Source organism: Micromonospora sp. NPDC049114 (assembly GCF_040648635.1).
Lineage (GTDB): Bacteria > Actinomycetota > Actinomycetes > Mycobacteriales > Micromonosporaceae > Micromonospora.
The window spans coordinates 1-2,486 of record NZ_JBEZEA010000032.1; the positions used below are offsets into that span (position 1 = coordinate 1).

General features: G+C 71.7%; 1 protein-coding gene and 1 pseudogene. Both read left to right on the forward strand.

Annotated elements, in window-relative coordinates:
* Positions 1-369 (forward strand): annotated as a pseudogene (locus AB0B39_RS32920) (DNA primase); the annotation flags it as partial.
* Positions 366-1,964, forward strand: coding sequence for a YfjI family protein (locus tag AB0B39_RS32925; protein ID WP_357576221.1), 1,599 nt, complete (start codon positions 366-368; stop codon positions 1,962-1,964). The pseudogene AB0B39_RS32920 and the gene AB0B39_RS32925, both read left to right, overlap by 4 nt.
* The last annotated feature ends 522 nt before the right edge of the window (positions 1,965-2,486 follow it).

Genomic DNA, 2,486 nt, shown 5'->3' on the forward strand with positions numbered 1-2,486 from the left:
CTGGATACCGACCCCGCCCCGCTGGCCGGGTGGCTGGCCGGGCTGCTCACTCCGGCGCCGCTACCGCCGCAACGCCCGGTGGTGGTCGACTTGCCGACCGACCGCAGCGGCGCGTACGTGCGGGCCGCGATCCGCCGGGAAGTCGACCGGGTGACCACCGCGCCGGCAGGGGAGCGTAACCGCTGCCTGTACATCGCCGCCGTGGCGCTCGGGCAACTCGCGGCCGGTGGGTCACTCACCGAGAACGACGCGCAGAGCGTGCTGGAACAGGCGGGGGTGACGGCCGGGCTGAGCTGCGCCGAGGCGTACCGCACCATCCGATCCGGCCTTGCTGCCGGCAGCAAGCGCCCCCGGCAGGTGGCCGCATGAGCGCCGCCCGACTGCACCTCGTCACCGACCAGCCCAACGGCACCGACGCACCGGCCTCGGGCGGGCCGCTGTGGGATGTTCCAGTGCCCTTGACCGGGCCGAGCACCGCGCCGCCGCCGTTCCCGGTCGACGTGTTCCCCGCGTGGCTGGGCGACATGGTGACCGGCGTTGCCCGGTTTACCCAGACCGATCCGGCGATGGCCGGCACCCTCGCCGTAGCCGTGCTCTCCGCGTGCGCGGGTGGCCGGTTGGAGGTGGAACCGGTCGCCGGGTGGCGCGAGCCGGTCAACGTGTTCGCCGCCGTCATCGCCGGCCCCGGCGAGCGGAAGTCACCCGTGCACCGGGCGATGACCGCGCCACTGTTCGCCGCACAGTCGACGTTGGGCGAGGCGATGCGACCTCGGATCGCCGAGGCTGCCGCGCTGCGGGACATCGCCGACCGGCACGCCGAACAAGCCAAGACCCAAGCGGCGAAGGCCAGCGACCCCGGCAAGCGTGACGAGGCCGCCGCCGAGGCCGTCGCGGCTGCGATCGCGGCCGAGGCGATCACCGTTCCCGGCCTGCCCCGCCTGATCGTGGACGACGCCACCCCGGAAGCCCTCATCGGGTTGATGGCGGCCAACGGCGGACGCATGGCGATCATCTCGGATGAAGGCGGGATCTTCGACACCCTCGCCGGCCGGTACTCCGGTGCCCCCAACCTTGATCCCTACCTGAAAGGCCATGCCGGGCAGCCAATGAGCAACGAACGGCAGACCCGCGAGGGTGCCTCGGTCGACAAACCCGCGCTGACCGTGTGCGTGATGGCGCAACCGACCGTGCTGCGGAAATTCGGCGGCAACGCCGACCTCGCCGGCCGAGGGCTGCCGGCCCGGTTCCTGTTCGCCCTGCCCCGATCCCTGGCCGGATATCGGCTGGTAGACACCGAGCCGGTGCCCGAGGCAGTGACCGCCGGCTACCGGCACCGGGTGCACGACCTGGCCGCCACCCTCGCCGAGTGGGAAGACCCCGCCGTGGTCACCCTCACCCCGGAAGCGGGGCGGATGCGGTTGGCCGCTGCTCAGGAGGTGGAGGCGCAGCTACGCCCCGGCGGGACGCTGCACGACATGCGGGAATGGGGCAACAAGCTCTCCGGCGCAACGCTGCGGCTGGCCGGGTTGCTGCACGTCGCCCACCACCCCGCCGACGCGTGGCGACGCCCCATCGACGCCGACCGGATGACCGACGCCGTAAGGCTGGCGGAGTTCTTCGCGGCGCACTACCGGGCGGCGCTCACCACCATCGGCAGCGACGCCGCGATGGAGAACGCCCGGTACGTGCTCGGGGTGCTCACCACCAAGGGCATGACCACGTTCACCCGCCGGGAGGCACACCGCCGGGTAGCCCGCAAGCTGCCTAAGTCCGACGAGGTGACCGCCGTTCTGAACGAGTTGATCGCCCTCGGGTGGGTCCGCAACGGGCCGGACGGCCGCTACGAGCTGCACCCCCGCGCCGCCGGAGAGGACCCCGGAAACGCTGACACGCTGACAATCGCCCCGACCGGTGACGTTTCCACAGCTCAGAGCACCCGAGAAGGTGTCAGCGGTCCGTGCTGACAGGTGCTGACAGGCGCTGACAATCCCCGCCGACGCCCGTGAGGTGTCAGCGCTGTCAGCGCCTGTCAGCGCACCCCGCTGACAGCTCTACACCCTCGTTGACCTGCGGAAACGTGACTAGCAAGCCTTGCTGTCAGCGTGTCAGCGCTTCCCGACCTCCCGCCACCGCTGGCCGGCATCGACCGCCGACCGACAACCCCCTGAAACGGCCCGCTGAGAGCCACGCAGACGGTTCGGCCCTATGCCTTTACCCCAACCCTGCCCGGATCTTGCCTCCACGGCGCTCTCAGCGGGCCGCCCTGCGCCGTTCTGCCGCACTGCCACCCCAACCCCCTACAAGCGACCCCCGCCGACCGGAAGGCGCTCACCGCGCCAATCAGCCCGCTCAGCACCCCTACTGAAACAGCCCGCGCGGCCGGACCGCCCACCATCCCCGCTCTGTTTCAGCGCGTCACCTCCACGCCACCCGAGGGAGGACACCCCCATGACCACCCCGAATCGCTCCGCGCGCGGGACACCTCG